The sequence below is a fragment of the Rhodococcoides kyotonense genome, assembly GCF_001645385.1.
In the GTDB taxonomy this organism is placed as follows: domain Bacteria; phylum Actinomycetota; class Actinomycetes; order Mycobacteriales; family Mycobacteriaceae; genus Rhodococcoides; species Rhodococcoides kyotonensis_B.
In genome coordinates this window covers 35,415-54,344 of sequence record NZ_LVHI01000015.1, presented here as the reverse complement: position 1 = coordinate 54,344, position 18,930 = coordinate 35,415, and the positions used below count along the sequence as shown (strand labels likewise).

The following is an 18,930-nucleotide window of genomic DNA, read 5'->3' as shown; positions in this document are numbered from 1 at the left end:
GTGGACAAACGCGGCTCAGCGCATCGAATCGAGGGCTCGGCCGACTGCTCCACCGAGTGTCAGAAGAACCCGTATGTTCTCGTGTTGACGTCGAATCCATGCCCGGAAGCGTCGTGTCTACAGCGTGCGCCACCGGTGTCGGGGTCGAAGGCGCACGTCATCCCGTAGGCCGTCATGGTCTGGCCATAGGCAAACGTCGTATCTTTCATGGTGTTTCGGTCCTGCATGTGCGAGTTGCCGCCCGAGTCGAGCAGTAGGCCGGTTTCGCCGTCCGATCCCACTTTGATGAGTCGGGCACCGGTGTCGGTGGACAGTGGTTCGCCCAGTGGTGGTGAGCAGAATGCACCCGTTCGCGACATCGTGCAGTAGTAGTCGCCGCTCGGACTGGACAATTGGCAGATCCCGGTGCTGGCACACGCGCCTGGTGAGACGGGGCTGCCGGCGAATAGACCGTCGGATTGCGTCGAAGCGTCCGGTGAAGGTGTCCGGGAATCCTGCGCTGTCGGCTTGGCGACGCTATCTGCCTTGGGCTCATCGGCGGTGCAATTCTGCCGCTGGTACTGCGTGAGACCGCCGCCGTTGGTGGCAGACGGGTAGCCGTACGAACTCGGGTAGACGATGACCTCGGGGTTCTGTGTCCAACCCGCGGAGAGCGGCGGGTACGCAGCGAGGTCGATGGTGAAGGCGATGGTGTTGCCCAGCGCCTGTGCGGACTCTACTGGCGTGGTGATGCTCTCGGCTGGGGTGTCGTCCCCAAATTCCGATGCTCCGGTGACCGTCCATTGACCGTCGACGAAGTGAGGCTCTGCATCCTCTCCCCGGGAGATCGACAGGTTGTAGTTGTCGTCCCTGTCTGGGTCTCTGCTCTCGTCCAATCCGCCGGGAAAGATGAGGGCAGTGAAGTCCATGCTGCCGGCCTCGTTGAACAGTTGAGTTGCGGGATATCCCGGCATCGCTACCCGTCTGGGGGCGGGCGGCGGAGTATCAGCGAAGCTGATGACGACCTCGATGCGCTGTGCGCCGAGGTGTTCCATCCGGACCGTTTGCGCAAGCACAGGATCCGGTGCCTGCACATTGGCTATTCCGGGAGCAGGGTATTCCTGCGGCACGGACACGCAGGCCAGGGTTCGGGGGAAGCTGGACAGGTCGAGTGAATTGCCGCGATCGGCTCGCACCACGAATGTAGTAATCGCGACGGCTACAACGAGTACTACAGCGACAACTCCCGCAATTATCCAACCCCGTGTGCTTTTGCCGGCCGAGAGCGATCGGTCCGAAGGTAGCGTGCCCATGGGTCACAGAGTGCCATGTGGACAATCTGTGTCGATCGAAATGACCTCCGGTGTCTGCGGGGCGCAGAGCCCGAGGTTATGGCTCACCGCCCCTCCAAATCTACGGCGATACGGTCCGTCAAGACTTCTTGACGGACCGTATCGCGGGGTGTGATGGTGAGTCAGAGGTCCCGAGGGGTTCGGCGGACCGTGGTTTGCCCTCAGCTGTCGAGGTCGTAGCCCCGGTCCGGTTGCGTGTCGGTTGCCGGTGGTTCCGGCTCGGTGCCGGAGACCCGCCATTTTCCAGTGGCGTCGTTGTCCACGGCGCCAAGGAATCTCCCGGGACGAGTCGAGGGGTCGCCTTGTTCTACCCCCGAAGCCCCGTTGTGCTGTGCTTTCGCTTCCTGGGCTGCGATGAGTTCGTTGGTGCGCATCATCGCCCGAACGTCGTCGGCGGTGTCGAAGCCGAGTGCTTCGACGACGGCGGGGGTGGGGTTGAGCTTGAGTGACCAGCCGGGTTCTCTTCCCTTCGCGGTGGCTCGTTCGGTGCGTGCTGCCTCGCGGGCGAGCGCTTCGGGACTGGACTCGGCTTCTTTGATTTCTCGGCGCAGGCGGGCGACTTCGTCGGAGAGGTCTTTGAGCTGGATGGCTTTCGGGAAGTCGGGCAGCTCGACGGTCTCGAGCACCTCCAGTCGGTGTTCGTCGCCGTCGAGTGACTGCTCGGCTTTCCCGAGGTCGGTGTCGACGGTGTAGGCCATGTTTTCCACCCGGGTCAGCAGACCGAGTGCGTGCTGGCTGCCGTCGGATTCGTTCATTTTGGGATACAGCTCGGATTGGACGATGGTTTTGACCGACGATCCGAGCCCGGAGAACGACATATAGAGGGCGCTGTCGGTCGCCGGTCGCGCCACCTCGATGTCGAAGCCGCTCATCTGCGCGATCACCACTGATTTCGTCGCGCCCTCACCTTTGAGGCTGAAATACGCCCCTTGCAGCGCCTTCGTGATCGCTGCCGCCGCTTCGGGACGGGTGCTGTGGAACTGGCCGCGCACGGTGATCCCGGGCCACTGCTGAGCATCTCGCCGGGCTTTCAGTGTGGGTGCGGCAGCAGCCAACCCTGCGACGCGGTCACGGGCGCGGGGCACTTCTCTTCGGAGGCGGTCGCGGTCGCGTTCGATGGAGCGTTGCTCGGCGAAATGCGAGTCGGCTTCGGACTGGAGCTCTTGGAGCTGGGAGTCGAGTTCGATCTGCTGGATGTAGCGCTCGTCGCCGGTGGCCAGGGCTTTGGTCATGGCCGAGTTCTCCGCGAGCGAATCCGCGTCGAGATCTTGCACGCGGCGCATCGACCGATCGGCTTTCTTGAGCTGTTCGATGAAGTGCGCTTTGCGGTTGATCGTCTGCCACATCACGGTGTCGAAGGTCTTCTCGGCGACGTAGTTGAACACCCGCACTTCACGGTTCTGGTTGCCTTGGCGGATGATTCGGCCTTCGCGTTGTTCGAGGTCGGCAGGGCGCCATGGCACGTCGACGTGATGCAGGGCGATGGCCCGGTCCTGAATGTTGGTGCCGGTGCCCATCTTCTGGGTCGAGCCCATGACGACGGTGACCTTGCCGGTGCGGCACATCTCGAACAACCGGGCCTTCTCCGACGGCTTGGCGTAGTCGTGCACGTAGGCGATCTGCGCGGGTTCCATTCCGCCGGCGAGCAGCTCGTCCCGGATGCCGTCGTAGATCGACCACGATCCGTCGGTTTTCGGGGTGGAGCGATCGCAGAACACGATCTGCAACGCCCCCGGCGTCGGATGCGGCTGCCCGGCTGTGTCGAGGTAGGTGTTGTCCCGGTTCTCGTTGTGCACCTCCAAGATCCGGGACGCGACGATATGGGCTCGGGAGTTTTCCGGGGGTGCGGGATCGAGATGGGCGGCGCGCGGGTCGAGGGTGACGTTGCGGCCGTCGCCCGCGATCTTGAGAGCGTTGTCGAGGTCTGGTCGACGCCGGTCGGCGTCGTCGGCGCGGAACCCCAGGTCGGCGATGAAGTCCTGCACCTCCAGCGCGGGGGTGAACAGGACATCGGTGTTGCGGCCCCCGGCCTTGACCGGCAGGTCGGCCGGCACTTGGTCGCGGGTGACGGCGTCGGTGAACACGCTGGTCATGCCGATCAGGTCGCCGACGTTGGTGAACTCACCGACCCGGGTCACCGCCCGCAGTCTCGATCCGGAGGAGTTCAGTTCGACACGTTCGACGGTGTCGGTGAACGTCGCGCCCCAGTCGGCGATCTCGGAGACCCCGGCGTCCTCGAGCAGATCGGGGCGTAGGTAGTGCTGCATCACCCACAGCTCGGCCAGGGAGTTCGCGACCGGCGTGCCGGTGGCGAACGTGGCGACGCGTTCGGTGTATTCCTCGGCCGAGATGCCTTTCGCGATGGCCTCTTCTCGGCGCATCGACCGCAGATACCGCAGTTTGAGGTCCATGTCGGTGGCCCGTTTGGTGCCCTCGTTCGCCAGTTCCGCGACGTCGGAGGCACGCGCGAGGTTCTTGTATTCGTGGGCTTCGTCGACGAACAGGTAGTCACACCCGGATGCTTCGAACGTCAGCCCGAGATCCTTTCCGGCTTGATCGAGCGCGGTCTCGAGCTTCTCTTCCAGCCGGGCCTTCTTCGCTTCGAGCCGTTTGATGGACAGGTCCGACAGATCGCGGTCGAGCTGGGCATCGAGGTCGGCGACCTGGTTGCGTATGTATTCGGCCTTGGTGCCGGGGTCGACACCGATCGCCGAGAACGCCGACTGCGGAACGATGACCATGTCCCAGTCCTGGGATGCGGATTGAGCGATCAGCAGCCGCCGGCCTTCGGCGTCGGTGGCCGCCGATCCGGAGAGAATCCGTGCGCCGGGGTACCAATGCCCGGCTTCGCGGACGACTTGGTCGATGATGTGGTTGGGCACCACGATCCACGGCTTGTCCGCCAAACCGAGACGCTTCAGTTCCATTGCGCCCATGAGCATCACGCCGGTCTTGCCCGCTCCGACGACGTGGTCGAGCAGCACGGTCGGCTCGGCAATGATTCGGGCGACGGCGTCGCGTTGATGCGGATGCGGATTGAACGTCTCACCGAGACCGGGCAACGCGAGATGCGCACCGGAATGGACCGGTGCGACAACGGAGTTGAACTTCTCGTTGTAGATGTCGAGGAGCTGTTCGCGGCGGGCGTCGTCGGTGTGCAGCGCCCACTGCCCGAACTCCTGCGCCAGCCGGCGGGCTTTCGATTGGGCGGCGCGGGTCGCGGCGTCGTGGATCAGGGGAGCGCCGGCGCTGTCGCGGAACTCTTTCGACGTTCCGATTTCGATGGTGGTGTTGTTGAGCAGATCGACCAGCAACTCCTGCCATTCGTAGTCGCCGGAGCGGACACCGGCATTGGCGATGCCGCGGTCTTCGGCAGGCCGGTATTCGAAGTTGAACGAGGTCGACCACGTACCGCGTTTGGGCACCAACCCCCATTTGAGATCCTGTTCGTGGCTGCCGCGATAGGGATTGACCGCCACCTCCCATTTGCCCGACGCCCGTTCGATGACGACGTCGGTGTACTCCGGTACTTCGAACGTTTCCCGGACGAACTGGGTGTAGGTCTCGATCGGCACCCACGGTGCCCCGAGTGCGACATCGACATCGGTCTTGCGCGGCGGAATCGCGGCAGCAAGCGCGTCGGCGTTGACCCGATACCGCGGATCGAGCGCCGCGATTTCCTCGACGTCGGCGAGTTTGCGGCGCACGTTGCCCGACAGATACGTCGACGCGGGCACCCACCGCTCCGGATCGGCGAGGGTGCGGAACGCCTTGCCCTCCATTTCCGTTTCGGCGTCGGCGCGCTCGACGCCGAGGAGCTCGGCGATCCGGTCGACGTCGAGGCGGGCGTGCTCGTCGAGGCTGATGGCCATCGCTTCGTCGACCGATTCGGCGTACTCGCGGACCTCACGGGCGAAGAGCACATCGGCGTGGAAGATCGCCGCCTTGCGGGCGGTCATCGTCGTCTCGTCGAACTGTTCGAGCGCGAGCACCGGGGCGAACGTCGGATCGTTGCGGATCGCCCGCCCGAGGTGGGCTTGCAGCTTCGTCGGGGTGCGCGGATTGATCCACGCCTGATCCGACAACCGCGAATACACGTCTTCGGGAATGTCCCCGGCGTACGGGTCGCCGGCGACGCCTTCGTCTTTGCGCCAGGTGTCGATCGACTTCGTCAGAGCGGCGTCGTGCTGGGCGTCGGTGAGGTCCTTGGGCACGGTCATGGTGAACCGGTTGATTGGGCCGTAGCGGGCGACGTAGGCGTCGTACTGCTCCCCGAGGATTTCCCGTAGCGCTTGCCGTTCCCCTGGTGTGGTGGCGGTGTCGCGTTGCGAGTCGATCACTGCATGGGTGGTATCGCGTAGCGCGAGGAGCTGCCCCCATTCGGCGACCTGCTTGGCGCCGCGGGTGTTCACCGGCTCCCAGCCGGTGTGCATCCATCGCTCGATCACTGCGGCCTGGGCGTCGTGCCGCAGGGTCCCGACCGCGAGATCCTCGGCGGCCGCGCTGCGGTTGACGGCGAGCAGGCCCCGTTCGAAGTCCTCGCGGGTGGGTCCGAGGGTGTCGGTCCAGGAGGCGGTGTGGCCGAGACCGTTCGCTTTCGCGGTGTCGACGATCCCGGTCAGGGTCTCCTCGACTGCTGCGGCGAGTTCCACATCGTCTCGGGCAGCGACGGTGAGCGAATCCCCGGCGTACATGCCGTGCCCGACGCGTAGGTCGCCGAGCACCCAGTCGGGGTGATCGGTGTAGACGGCGTTCATGGGGACGGCTTTCTCCTCGCCGGCTTCGTCGAGGGCGGTGGCGTTTTCGAGACCCAGGAACCGCGTGGTGAGCGCAGACATCTTCTTCTCGTCTTCACGGCGGCGGAGCACGAGAATGTCGGTGACGACGTCGGTGCCGGCGACCCGCCGGAATGCGTTCGACGGCAACCGGACTGCGCCGACGAGATCACCGAGGGCGGCGATGTCGCGGCGGGCGCGTTGATTCTGGGCGTCGAGGGTGTAGCGGGAGGTCAGCATCGCGACATAGCCGCCGGGGGCGGTCAGCGCCAACGATTTGACGATGAAGTGGTTGTGGATGGTGTGCTTGGACTGGTTGTGCACCGGGTCGTAGAGCCGCACGTCGGCGAAGGGGACGTTGCCGATCGCTGCGGTGAACGAGCGCTGCGGTACCGCGGTCTTCTCGAATCCTTCGGCGCGGATCTGCGCCGACGGTGACAGAGCGGCTGCGATCGCGGCGGAGGTGGCGTCGAGTTCGACGCCGACCATCTGCGCTGACGCCGGGGCGTGGGTGATGAACGTGCCCGATCCGCAGCCCGGTTCGAGGACGCGGCCGCCGGTGAATCCGGCCCGAATCATCGCCTGCCACATCGCATCTGCGATCGCCGGGTCGGTGTAGTGCGCGTTCAGGGTGGTGCGCTGCGCCTGCGACCAGGCGGTGTCGTCGAGAATTTCCCGCAGCTCTTCCCGCTCGCGACTCCAGTCCTCGCGCCGGGGATCGAACACCTGCGGGGTCGCGCCCCAGCTCGACCACCGGGCCAGCACGTCCTGCTCGGCAGCAGTGGCGTAACGCTGTTGCTCGGTGACCGTCGACAACACGCGCAGCGCGTCGATGTTCGCCCGCACCCGCGCCTTCGTCCCCGACGGCACCAACACCTGCGGTCCGGAACGGAAGTCGACCGGTGCAACCGCCACCGGTGCCGACACGACCGGTTCGTCGACGGCTGGTTCGACATCCTCGCGAGAGGGCGAGTACGGCTGTGACACAGCAGATTCGATGTCGTCCGGCGCTGTGCCAGGCGAATCGACTGCCTGTCCGCTGTCAATGCTGGTAATGCTGGCATTGCTGTCGGTGGCCGCGGTGGATTCGGCGATCAGGACAGCGGGGTCGCGCGGCGCGGGGAGCGGTGCGGCGCCGATGTCGGTCGAGGCGGGGTCGATCGGTGCCGCGCCGTCCGCGTCGAACGCGAACAGATCGAGTTGCGCATCGGCGGCGTTGCGGCGTTTTACTTTCCGGTTCGCTCGTACTCGGCCGTCCGCTCGTCGAGCAGGTTCGTGAACGATGGATACAGCGGGTGCGTCGTCGACGTCGGATACGGTTGATCGTCCTCGATCCTCGCCTGCAGCAGATGGCTCGCGAAGTAGTGGAACTTCCCCGGTCGGTCCGCCCACAGTTGGAACATCAGATTCCGCGCCCACTTCTGCGGGTCCGCGCAGTTGAGCGGGTTGCGCCACCTCTCCGGATCGGACCGGTGCACCTGAATCCGTGCCAGCTCGCGCTCGGTCTGCACCGATGTCGGTTCCTCGTCCTCCGGAAAGTCGTCCAGGTTCTCCGGGAGCTGGCCGTAGATTTCCTCGTCGATCACGAACGTCGTCGCCTCCGCCCACGCCTGCTCGATCAGCCCCGTCTGCTCCAGATACGGAGCCGGGTGACCGTTCTCCTGCACGTAGCGGCGCAGCGCCCGGTCCTGCATGTGGATCTTCATGTTGTCGATCCGCTCCGCTATCCGCTCGCTCTCGCGTTCGAGGAAGTCCTGTTGATCCTCCGGGCTCAGCTCCGGTGGCAGTCCCACGTGCTCGAGATAGAGCTTCATCAGGTCCTGGGTGGTCGGGTCGATCATGTGTCTCACTGTCCTTCATCTCGGCGAACAAATCGAGCTGGTTGTCATCGGCGGGCGTGGCCACGGGTGTGCTCCTGGAGAGGTGTGTCGACGACCGACGTCAGCGGACCCGCCGCCGTGTACAGGGCGGCAGGGTCGCTAACGTCGTCGTCGGCCGGAGCACGATTCCGGTCATATCGGCCCTGGTGGGTCTAGCCACCCACCAGGGCCCCGGGGATTTTTGGGGTTGGTTGTGTCAGGTTTTGCGGTCAGGCGCCCAGTTCGTCGAACCATCCGGGCGGAGCGGCGACGAGCTCGTTGCGCAGCGCCGGGGTGAGCTGGTGCGCATCGCGGCTGCACCGGTACATCGGGCCATTCTCGGCGTCGAGCATCGTGCGCAGCTGCGGATCGGCGTGATGGACCCACCAGCCCGACATCGCGGCTCCGTCCTCGGCGGCCGCCGCGGCTTCCCACGCGGTCCACAGCGAGTGCAGCCGCACGACGACCTCGGGGTGCTCCCACCACCTCGGGCAGAACACTTTGTTCTTGCCCGGCGAGGTCGACAGTTTTCGGGCGAGGATCGCCGACAGCCAGGAGTCGAACCAGGCGTCGAACGTGGGAAATCGGCGGGACGGTGTCTCGTCAGTGGAGTCGATCTCGTCGGGGGTGGTCTGCTCCGATGCGGTCACAGGTACGGCTCCTCGTCGCTGATGGACGTGACAGTCTCGACTGTTGTTCTGTCGACCGCCTGGATCTGGGTTTTTTCGGGGATGCCGTACCGGGTGATCGATGCGTTGATGCCGTCGGCGTTCGGGCCGTCGGACCAGTACACCTTCACCACCAACACTGGTCGGTTACCGGAAATGAGCACCAAGGCACGGGTTTTCGGGATCGCGCCGAGGTCGTCGACGGTCAGAATCGGCTCTTTCGACCAGGACTGCGACTTCGACGTCGAACCACCCTCGAACAGGCCACCGTTGCGGGATCTCGACCAGCGTTCGACGTCGTGATCCCCGACGAGCGCGGACAGCTCGGAGAGGGTGGTCTTGTCCTTGAGTCCGCCGCCGTACCAGAGGAAGTTCGCGGCATCGAGAAGTTGTTTGACCCCGTCCTGCCCCCAGACCTTCTGTGCTTGTGAGAGGTTCTGCACGATCGTCATCACGCAGATGCCCTGTGAGCCCAGGTGGGAGTACCAGGCAGGGAGTTCGGGGAGGCGGCATACGTTAGCGGCCTCGTCGAGGATGCACAGCATGGGCACTGGCAACCTCCCGCGCGGGCTTCGGCGTGCGATCCTTTGGGCGGCGTCGATGACCGACCCGATCAACGCGGTGGTCAGCGCCGACGAGGAATCCGGACCTTCCTTCGACAGGGCGTAGATCGTGTCCGTGCTGGTGACGAATTCCTCGACGACGAATTCTGTCATGGTGTGCGGATATTTCACGCCGCGGCCGATCGTCGTGTCCGGAGTGTCGTCGGTGGAGAGATCGGTGCGGTTCGGCGGCAGGATCGACATTGCGTACGACTTCTCTTCCAGCAGGCCGATGAATCGGCGAGCCATGTCGTACAGGCCATCTCGCTGGCGCGGGTTCAGATCGCTGGTCGATTTCAGCCGCATCGCGACGATGCTGTGCCCGTGGGCCAGCAGCAGTTTCTGCGGGAGTTCGTTCGCCTCGTCGGAGAGCCATCCGTACACGTGCAACAGATCCCCGCCGCCGCACGCGGCCGCGAACATCATCTGCGCGAGTAGCTCTTGTGCGCCGCCGTCAAAGTACGCATCCACTCTGGCCGAGTCATCGCGTGATGCGGCGGCGAAGTAGGAGGCGAGCTTGCGGGCGCCGACGATGGTGTCGATGCCGCGCAAGGGATTCCACCAGAACCCGTCGCCTGTGGTGAGCGGCCCCTCGGCGATGCCTTGCAGGTCGTAGCGCCAGACCCTGCCGACGTCTTCGCGGACACCGCGGGTGAAATCGTGGCCGTCGCGTTTGTTGGAGGTGAACAATGCCGCGCCGGGTGCGGTGCAGAGGGCGTCGATCGCCAAGGCCGCAGTCTTGCCCATCCGAGGCCCGGCGAGGGCGAAAAGCATGTCCTCCCAGGACATGAACACTTTATGATTGCCTTGGACGGTGCGGCCGACGATGACACCGATGTCGGCGTCGTCGAGCGAGTCCAGTTCGGCGAGATCCGAGCGCAGCGACTTCGCGCGTTCGCGGGCCTGCTTGCCGGTCACCCCGCTGAGCTTCGAGGTGGGCCCCATCAACCTGGCCTTGGCATCCACCTCGTTCCTGCCGCCGCTCGCTGCGCGGGCAGCGGTGACGATACCGGTAAGACCGGAGACGATAACCAGGACGATCACGAAGATCCACGTCGAGACCGCCGGCCAGGTCAGGGTGCCGGCGACAACGGAGAACAGTGCCCCGAACGGGTTTCCGGGGATCTCCTGCCCGGTGTCGGACAGTGCGTGTCCGAGCCAGAGTGAGCCGTACGCGAGGGCGATGAGCACGATCACCACCGAGATCGCGATCAACGGCAGCGTCGACGACGATGTTCCGACACCTTTGGAGGTCGGCTTCTTGGTCACCATGCGTCCACACCAGCCTCGACGGCCGTGTCGACGCCGCGGTCGATCTCGATGACGCGGGCGACCCGATCGGTGATGTCGACGACCGAATCCGACGAACGATTCTGGCGGGGTGTCTCGAGCATCAGATCGGACAGCTGGATCGGCTCGAAGTCCGCTGCGGTCGAGGACACGTCGAGGGTGTGCTCGGCGATGTCTTGGAAATCGAGCCCGTCGAGTTCGGCGGGCAACTCCAGAACGTCCAGCGACAGACCCGGCCGCAGAACGGCATCGTCGATGCCGCCGCCGACCAGCCGCTCGCGCCACGCATCCTCGTGAACAGCGGTGCGTTTAGCGGTGGCATCGGCCCAGTCCTGCTCGATCGGGTTGGGGAAGGACTGTGCGGCGATCAGCTCGTGCGCGACCCCGGTCGCGGCAAGGTATGCCGCGGCCCGCGCTAACGACAGGTCGGAATCAAGCAGCCCGAATGCGCGACTGTCACTGCGCGGCTCGTAGGAATGTGGGCGGGACCGGACCTCGTCGTGACGGCTGCGGGCGCGGTCGGGAAGGCTGCGGCGTCGTGCGGCAGCCAATGCAGCGCGTCGGCCGCGTTCATAGGCGGCAGCAGCAATCTGCGAACGTCGCTGCAACTCTGCAACAGTGGTGATGGGTGTGGTCATCGACGGTCACCGCCGACGGACGCCAACTGATCTTGAGGTGTGCTCGATGAGAGCTGAAGGGATTTCGGCATGGAGGGCCTTATCTGGGAGCGTCGGTCAGCTCACAGCTAACCCGCGCCGACACCAAACGACTTGCCGGGCAGCGCTGTTGCTGGATGGACGCTCGACCGTGACCCTCATCGACGGTCGAACAGGAATCCACTGTAGTGCATGGTCGTGCCATCTTGCAGGGTGTCGCACAACGAGACGATTGCGACTGTCTTTAACGGACTGGAACCAGGAGACTACCGGGCCGCTTCCCTCCGTTCCTGGCCACGGTCATCGGGAACTGGTCGATGCGGTAAAACTCCCATCGAACGCGCTGACCAGGACGCGTATAGGTATGGGTTGGGTATTCGACCTTGCAGAGCCCGTCGGCATGGCTCTATGTCAGTCGGTGCGGCTGCATTTAGTCGTCGTTCTGCCGAGCCACGACTTCATCTGCATTACTCGAAGTGCCAGGATCAGAGTTACATGAGCGTCCCCCGTGTCACGGGTAGACGTAATGCCCATTACGACTGATCAATTCGCCGTTCTGCACAGGCGGAGGCACTTGGCCGCAGCTTGAGTAGTAGTCATCTGCGATGCTCGGGTTCGAGTCATAGGGGTTGTCGTTGTACCAAGCTTGTAAGGTTTCGCAACGTCCATCGCTGTCGTCGGATCCGCTGAACAACGTGCCTAGTAGTGCGATGATACCGATGATGACCGCGACTGCTCCGACGCCGAGGATGCCGGCGAAAGACCATTCTTTCCACCCGTTAAGTCCATTCGGATCGTGCGCTTTTACCCATTTCTGCTTGTCGCCGTTCCACACGTAACCGTGGTTCGTCTGCCCGGGACTGGGGTCCGGCGGCCAGTCGAGATCAATGAGTCGTACGCCGTTTGGCAGGCAGCGGTTGCGAGGTACCCCGGCTGGCCGTGTGCGCGGACTGGACACGCGACCCGCTGCGATAGCCACTTCAGGTTGGATCGGGCTTGCGCTGTTACCGGCCATCACTGACCGGACTATGGCCACGTATTCTCGTGCGGCTTCAGCGGCCTTTTCGTCGTCGAGCCTTAGCGTGTTGCGATTGCTCTGTTCGAATATTTCATCGGGTTCGCAACGTACATTGAAGGTAACGATTCCGGGCGCGGTGAGGCCCGGAACGAGGAACGTGACCGATGAAATCGACGAGTACGGAATCGTGACTGCTTGCGTACCCTTCTTCGATCTCGCGTTGTGATTGAGAGTCAGTCCTTGCTCGTTCAAGGTCACGCTGCCATCTGAGGCTAGATAAGTCGTACCCACGACACTCCTTGCTGTTGCTGTTGCTGTTGCTGGCCGGGGAGTCGTTTGCGTCTGCGGAGGCGTTACAGGCCGCCAAAGGCGGCCTACATTCCTCGCTGCCGTGCCCGTCGAACGTAGGGACGGGTCGGCCACGAGAACGATTCGTGGACATCGGCTACCTCTGGTTGGCCGGCACGGCAGCGAAACCGCGTATTACCCCGAGGACCCAGGGTCACTCAAGCAAGCCGGCGGCGATCAACCGGTCGGGATGTTCGTTACAACCGTGCGCAAGCATGTTCTTTACACCCGCCCCGCAGACGTTTGAAAGACTAACCACAACGGACGATCGACAACTGAAGATCTCGGCCTGTTTGAAAACACCACTGAAACGGAGCGACCACATCTCGTGACGCGGATCTTCGACAACATCAATTCGCACCTGGGTGCGCACTTACAGCAGACGCTGCAGGCGTCGGACCGTATGGACGTGGCAGTGGGTTACTTCAACCTCCGCGGTTGGTCGGTCTTCGACTCACTGGTTCAGAACAAGGCAGCCGCCAACGCCGCAGGCTCCGAGCCTGTAGTACGGATCCTGATCGGCATGGTCATGACGGGACCGCAAGAGGAAGCGCTCGACGAGCTACAAGCCGCCGTCGACGGATCGGAGATCCTCGACGCAGATGCCAACACCGGCCGAGCGCGGAAAGCCGAACTGGTCGAACAGCTCCGGACCCAGCTGATGAGGGGACTCCCTACTTCGAGTGATCGCGCGTCTCTGCAATCGCTGCGAGACCTGCTCGAGTCCAAGGCAGTGCAGATCAAAGTGTTCACTCGCCGGCCCCTCCACGGGAAGGCATACATCTTTCATCGGAAGGATCTAAATAATCCGATCACAGGATTTGTCGGTTCCTCGAACCTCACCGCGCCCGGATTGACCCACAACCTCGAACTCAACGTCGATGTCCTGGACACTGCGGGAGCGCAAACCCTGGCGGATTGGTTCGAAGCCCGGTGGAACGACAGATTCAGCCGCGAAGTCACTGCAGACCTGCTGACGCTGCTCGACGAATCATGGGCCAGAAAAGAACCACGCCGTCCGTACGAGGTCTTCCTCAAGGTCTGCTACGACCTGTCACGGGACGTCCGAGAAGGACTGGCCGAATACTCCGTGCCTGACGAAGTAAGTGCCCAACTCCTCGAGTACCAGTCGACAGCGGTGCGGACACTGGCCCGGCGCATCATGACCAAGCAAGGAACCATGCTCGGTGACGTCGTCGGTCTGGGCAAAACCCTCACCGCGATCGCGGTCGCACTCATGCTCCGCGACGAGCACGGCTACATGCCTCTTGTGGTTTGCCCCAAGAACCTGGTCACGATGTGGAAAGAACACTTCGAGGCATACAACCTGTATGGGCACGTCGTTCCTTACAGCATGGCGCACCGCGAACTTCCCGGATTACGGCGCTATGCCTTCGTCATCGTCGATGAATCGCACACTCTGCGGAACGACGAACGACGAGATTACAAGGCGGTGCAGGAGTACATCCACGCCTTCGACAGCAAGACACTGCTTTTGACGGCCACCCCGTACAACATCCGCTTCCGCGACGTCGCAAACCAGCTGTCGCTCTACATCGACGACGACGACGACCTCGGCATTGCGCCGACCAACGCAATCGCAGCCGATCCACGCCTACGCGACAAAGTAGACGACAAAATCACCACCATGGCCGCCTTTCGCAGGTCCGAGGACCCCGACGACTGGAAGCGTCTGATGAGCGAGCATCTGGTACGTCGGACCAGGACATTCATCAAGAACAACTTCGCTCAGACCGATGACGATGGTCGCCAGTACCTCGAATTCTCCAACGGAGTACGGTTCGAGTTCCCTCGGCGCATTCCCAAGCCCGTCGATCATTCCTTCGGCCCCACCGATCCGGCGGCGATCATGGCAAGCGACACCACTCTGGACATCCTCACCAACCTCGTCTTACCCCGCTACGAACTCGGCAGGTATCTGAGGAAGACAGCGGTGCTGACTGACGCCGAAAAAGAGTTCGTCGACAACCTCACCCGTGGTCGAGGCAACGTTGCAGGCTTCGTCCGCACCACGTTCTACAAAAGACTGTCTTCCTGCGGCCACTCTTTCACGCTGTCGCTGCAGCGACACATCGCTCGAAACGAACTGTTCGGATACGCGATCGACAACGATCTCCGGATCCCGACGGGCACGATCATCGACACGAGCCTGACCGACGACGACGATCCCACCGCCACAGAGCTCGACGCGGCAGAACACCTAACTGACGATCCCAGCCGTCGTTATGAGGCACTACGCGAAGCCAACCCAGCCTCAGTGAAATGGATTCGGCCCGAACTGTTTACCGCAGGCTTGCGCCAGGACCTTGATCGCGACACCAAAGCCTTGCGGGGACTGCTCGACGCCTTCGGAGGCTGGAAAGTCGAGCACGACTCGAAGCTCACGGCTCTACTTAAGCTACTGTCCACCGAGCATCCAGCCGACAAAGTGCTGGTCTTCACCGAGTACAAGGACACCGCCAACTACATTGCTGCAGCGTTGACAGATGCAGGCCTGGGCGACGTCGGACTGGCGACCGGCGACAGCGACGATCCCACCTCACTGGCGCATCGCTTCTCGCCGAGATCAAACGCTCTACCGGGGCAGGACAGCGTCGATATACAGGACGAGTTGCGTGTCTTGATCGCGACCGACGTGCTGAGCGAGGGCCAGAACCTGCAAGATGCGCACATTGTCGTCAATTACGACCTGCCGTGGGCGATCATCCGGTTGATCCAACGAGCGGGCCGTGTTGATCGGGTGGGGCAGCAATCCGACGAAATACTGCTGTACTCGTTCTTCCACGAGTCCGTCGACAATGTCATCTCCCTGCGCCAGCGCATCAGTGATCGACTCAGCGCCAACGCCGAAGCGTTCGGTTCGGACGAGCAGTTCTTTGGCAGCGAAGGCGAAGTCCGGGCTATCACCGACCTCTACAACGGCACACTCGACGAGCAGGACTCCGCCGACGACGTCGACGCATCCAGCCTGGCGTATCAAATCTGGCATCGAGCACAAGAGCAAGACCCCACGCTGGCCGCGCGCGTAGCCGCGCTACCGGACATGATCGACGCGACGCGAGCAAAACGTCTCAGCGACAAAGATGACGGCGTAATCTGCTACGTCCGAACCGAATCCGGCATGGACGGATTTGGACTCGCCACAGCGGATGGCAGCACTCGTCTACTCACAGGGCACGAGGTACTACGAGCATTCGAGTCCACGCCCGAGGAACTCGGCCTCGAACACCGAGATGATCATGACCAGCTCATCGAAAACCTGGTACGAGGCCCACTCGCCACCCCAACCGCCACGGCCGGCAGACTGCGCGGGGTACGACGCACCCTGTGGCGCAGACTCGGAGAAACCCTGAATTCGCACAACAGAGACACTGCACAAGCCCTCGATGAGCTGTTCCAACATCCACTGCAACGAGACGCCGAGAACAGGCTCAAACGTGCCATACGCAACGGCTCCAGCGACGACGACCTCACCACTCTCATCAGTGCTCTCCACCGCGACCGAAGGCTCGTCATCGCGGCACGCACTGGCAAAGACCCGATCCGCGTCGTCAGCAGCATGGGAGTCGCACAATGACCGAAAACCGTCTACTCGATCTTGTCGACTCGCGTGACTTTCGAACCCTGTTCATCGACGAACTGGGGTGGGAAAATCCGGACCGCCCCAACCTGACGTTCGAGGTCGACGACGACCACTTCGAACTGATGCAAGTAGCCGGATTCAAGGGCCTTCGCATATGGCACTGCGCCGAACTACCGCCGCGCCGAACTCAGCGAGTGATCGACCTGCTCGTAGGCAAAGACAACCACGAACGACTGGTCATCTTTACCAACGACCACAAGCAAGAGTGGCGGTGGCCGCGCCGCGCTCAACTTGGAAGCGCCAACGCCAAGCTACTGGTACACGAACACCTGGTCGGTCAACGTGTCACACATCTGGCAGATCGACTTCGAGCAATCGAAATCGACTTCGACGAAGACCTACCACTCGTCGCGTTACTCGAACGGATGCGAGACGCGTTCGACAAAGAAGCCGAGACCGCATCGGTAGCGGCTGCCCGGCTGATGGGGACCTTGTACGCCGAACTCGAAACCGCAGGCATCGACGACCACGACGCAACACTTCTTCTCGCTCGGCTGCTGTTTCTTCTGTTCGGGGATGACGCACGCATGTGGACACCCGCGGGGTTGTTCGAGTCTTTCCTGCGCCAGCACACCACACCCGAAACCCTGAACCGTGATCTCCAGAAACTCTTCGAAGTCCTCAACACACCCGACAATGGCCGCGACTTACCGGCCGGAAGTCCGTACGAGCCGTTCCGCTACATCAACGGCGGACTCTATTCCGATGCGCTGATGCTCGACACGCTGACCGAACAGTTTCGAGACGTCCTCATCGAGGCCTGCGAATTCGACTGGTCGATCATCTCACCCGCAGTCTTCGGCTCAATGTTCCAAACAGTCAAGAGCAAGGATGCCCGCCGGTACGGCGGGGAGCACTACACCACCGAAGAAAACATCCTCAAAACAATCCGCCCGCTGTTCCTCGATGAGTACCGCGCCCGTCTAGAACGGGCATGGGACGATAAGGCGCAACTTACCAAACTCCATAACGACCTCGGGCGTGGCCGTTATATCGACCCCGCGTGCGGATGCGGAAATTTCCTCGTCGTCGCTTACCGAGAACTACGTGCACTCGAACTCGAGATCCTCAAGCGCCGCAGAGATCTCGACATGGTGTTGGCGGCATCGAAGAAGGTCGAACGCGCCCAGCTGAGCTTCGATGTTACCGGTGACTTGCAGGTGACCCTCGATCACTTCTATGGAATCGAAATCGAGGAATGGCCCAAGCGAATCGCAGAGACAGCAATGCTGTTGGTCGACCATCTCGCTAACCAACAAACCGCACTCGAATTCGGGGTAGCCCCCGACCGGCTCCCCATCACCATCGCGCCTCGAATCGAGTACGACAACGCTCTGCACACGAGCTGGGCGCACATACTCCCACCCAGCGACGACGTGGTCATCTTCGGAAACCCGCCATTCAACGGCGGCCGACTGATGTCGCCCGGGCAAAAAGCTGACCTAGCCGCCGTCTGGGGTAGCCAGATGAGCGCGAACTTCGACTACGTCACGGGCTGGTACAAAAAGACTCTCGACTACTTCGGCAAACACGATGGGCGGTGGGCATTCGTCTCGACCAACTCGATCTGTCAGGGCGAGCCAGTCGCCGATCTCTGGCAACCGATTCTTGACGCGAGCTGGCGATGCCGTTTTGCGCATCGATCGTTCGAATGGACTACTGAAGCGTCCGACGGCGCTGCAGTGCATGTGTCCATTGTCGGGTTCGATCGTCGTGCGACACCAAAACCCGCCTTGTGGACCTACGCAGAGAACGCACGGGGCGAAGGGACCCGGCAAACGCCTGCCAACATCAGTCCGTATCTGACACCAGGACCGCCGATTCTCGTCCGCAAACGATCAGTACCGTTGAACCCCAGCCTACCTACAGTGGCATTTGGGAGCATGGCAAACGACGGTGGTTCGCTTATCGTCACCCCAGACGTATACGACGAGTTTGCTGCTGATCCGATAGCGAGAAAGTATCTGCGAAGGTTCATTGGAACCCGGGAACTAATATACGACCGTGACCGCTGGTGTATTTGGCTGACCAAGGGCGATGTCTCCGAAGCGTCACGGAGCGAACTGATCTCGACGCGCCTTGAAGGTGTGCGCAGCTACAGGGCGAAGAGCAAGCGTCCGGCAACGAGCAAATTGGCATCAACTCCATATCGTTTCGCCGAGATTCGTCAACCTGATGTCGATTATCTCGGAATTCCTCGTCACGTGGCATCGAGCCGTCTTTATTTTACAGTTCGGAGATATCCAGCCGACGTCATAATGTCTGACGCCAACTACGCGGCCCCAGATCCAGACGGTTATGGGTTTGGTGTGCTTTCCAGCGCAATGTTCATGTCGTGGATGAGGGCAGTCGGGGGCCGTATTAAGTCGGATCCGCGGTTCTCGGGATTTACCTATAACACATTTCCATTGCCGCCCGTAACGAGCGCAGTGCGCAAAGCTATCGTCGAGGCAGCGTCCGGTGTCATTGCTGCTCGTGCAGCCCACCCCGGTTGGTCACTAGAGAAGTTGTACGACGCGTCGGCCATGCCCAGCGATCTGGCTGAGGCGCACAAGGAGCTAGATGTGATCGTGGACAAACTCTACGGGCGGGTGAACCTGGCAACCGAGTCGGATAGACAACGAACCCTCTTACGGCAATACGCGATCCTTACCGGACAGGAAGGACTGCTATAGGCGTGTAAGAGGAGCCCACCGTGGCCGGGGACCCTGTTTTTGTG

Annotated in this window: 9 protein-coding genes; 2 read left to right on the top strand and 7 right to left on the bottom strand. The window is 62.5% G+C overall.

The window, feature by feature from the left end; genetic code table 11:
* Nucleotides 1–59 precede the first annotated feature (59 nt).
* From A3K89_RS13540 to A3K89_RS25775, 7 genes are all read right to left on the bottom strand, one after another.
* Nucleotides 60–1,115, bottom strand: coding sequence for a hypothetical protein (locus tag A3K89_RS13540; protein ID WP_157105331.1), 1,056 nt, complete (start codon nt 1,113–1,115; stop codon nt 60–62).
* A gap of 377 nt (nt 1,116–1,492) precedes the next feature.
* Nucleotides 1,493–7,093, bottom strand: coding sequence for a helicase-related protein (locus A3K89_RS13535; RefSeq protein WP_254303524.1), 5,601 nt, complete (start codon nt 7,091–7,093; stop codon nt 1,493–1,495).
* 239 nt (nt 7,094–7,332) lie between these two features.
* Nucleotides 7,333–7,947, bottom strand: coding sequence for a hypothetical protein (locus tag A3K89_RS26345; RefSeq protein ID WP_068426813.1), 615 nt, complete (start codon nt 7,945–7,947; stop codon nt 7,333–7,335).
* 248 nt (nt 7,948–8,195) lie between these two features.
* Nucleotides 8,196–8,615, bottom strand: coding sequence for a DUF4913 domain-containing protein (locus tag A3K89_RS13525; RefSeq protein WP_068426810.1), 420 nt, complete (start codon nt 8,613–8,615; stop codon nt 8,196–8,198).
* Complete coding sequence (locus A3K89_RS13520; protein WP_068426807.1) at nt 8,612–10,507, bottom strand: type IV secretory system conjugative DNA transfer family protein; 1,896 nt, start codon at nt 10,505–10,507, stop codon at nt 8,612–8,614. The genes A3K89_RS13525 and A3K89_RS13520 overlap by 4 nt, the downstream gene beginning before the upstream one ends.
* The gene (locus A3K89_RS13515) at nt 10,501–11,163 is read right to left on the bottom strand and encodes a TraI DNA relaxase (protein ID WP_084423786.1); all 663 of its coding nucleotides are present in this window, start codon (nt 11,161–11,163) and stop codon (nt 10,501–10,503) included. The genes A3K89_RS13520 and A3K89_RS13515 overlap by 7 nt, the downstream gene beginning before the upstream one ends.
* 529 nt (nt 11,164–11,692) lie before the next feature.
* Nucleotides 11,693–12,490 carry a hypothetical protein gene (locus A3K89_RS25775; protein WP_157105330.1) on the bottom strand — a complete coding sequence of 266 codons (798 nt, stop codon included), beginning with the start codon at nt 12,488–12,490 and terminating at the stop codon, nt 11,693–11,695.
* 385 nt (nt 12,491–12,875) lie between these two features.
* Between A3K89_RS25775 and A3K89_RS13510 the strand changes: the two genes are divergently transcribed.
* Nucleotides 12,876–16,145, top strand: a complete 3,270-nt coding sequence (locus A3K89_RS13510) for a helicase-related protein (RefSeq protein ID WP_068426793.1) — start codon at nt 12,876–12,878, stop codon at nt 16,143–16,145.
* Entirely contained in the window at nt 16,142–18,886 is a 2,745-nt protein-coding gene (locus tag A3K89_RS13505) for a class I SAM-dependent DNA methyltransferase (RefSeq protein ID WP_068426790.1), read from the top strand. Before A3K89_RS13510 ends, A3K89_RS13505 begins: the two co-directional genes overlap by 4 nt.
* Nucleotides 18,887–18,930 lie beyond the last annotated feature (44 nt).

Bases quoted from the DNA above. Each gene is read 5' to 3' on its own strand.
- A3K89_RS26345 (WP_068426813.1), bottom strand. From the start codon at position 7,947: ATGATCGACCCGACCACCCAGGACCTGATGAAGCTCTATCTCGAGCAC.
- A3K89_RS13520 (WP_068426807.1), bottom strand. From the start codon at position 10,507: ATGGTGACCAAGAAGCCGACCTCCAAAGGTGTCGGAACATCGTCGTCG.
- A3K89_RS13515 (WP_084423786.1), bottom strand. From the start codon at position 11,163: ATGACCACACCCATCACCACTGTTGCAGAGTTGCAGCGACGTTCGCAG.
- A3K89_RS13505 (WP_068426790.1), top strand. From the start codon at position 16,142: ATGACCGAAAACCGTCTACTCGATCTTGTCGACTCGCGTGACTTTCGA.